Consider the following 628-nt stretch of genomic DNA (forward strand, 5'->3'; position numbering starts at 1 on the left):
GAACCCACGAATCTTGACCTGCTCATCCACCCGCCCCACAAACTCCAGCACCCCACCCGCACCCCGACGCACCAGATCCCCCGTCCGATACATACGCGCACCGGACACCACCCCATACGGATCCGCAACAAACCGCTCCGCCGTCAGACCAGGCCGGCCCACATAACCACGAGCCACACCCACACCACCCACATACAACTCACCCACCACACCCGGCACCACCGGCCGCAGACCCCCATCGAGAACATAAGCCCGCATGTTCGCCATCGGACCACCGATCGGAACCACCGACCCACCCACAAAACCCGCACCCACCCGAAAACACGTCGCGAACGTCGTCGTCTCCGTCGGCCCATAACCATCCACCACCACCAGAGACGGACACACCTCCTGAACACGCCGCACAGACGAACCAGAAACCGCCTCACCCCCCGTCCACACCTCACGCACCCCAGCCAGACACCCCGGCGCCAGCTCAGCCACCACATCGAACAACGAACTCGTCAACCACAACGCCGTCACACCCCGCCGAGCAATCACACGCCCAAGCCCCGGCACATCAACATCCCCCGCAGGAGCCACCACCACAGCCCCACCATTCAACAGAGGCACCCACAACTCATACGTC

1 protein-coding gene is annotated in these 628 nt (G+C 63.9%); it reads right to left on the reverse strand.

What is annotated here, in order from left to right; translation table 11 throughout:
* Window positions 1–628: AMP-binding protein (locus IE267_RS39320; protein WP_189766578.1), on the reverse strand; the 628-nt coding region annotated here is incomplete at both ends.

The sequence above is a fragment of the Streptomyces xanthochromogenes genome, from assembly GCF_014650455.1.
Taxonomy (GTDB): Bacteria; Actinomycetota; Actinomycetes; order Streptomycetales; family Streptomycetaceae; genus Streptomyces; species Streptomyces xanthochromogenes.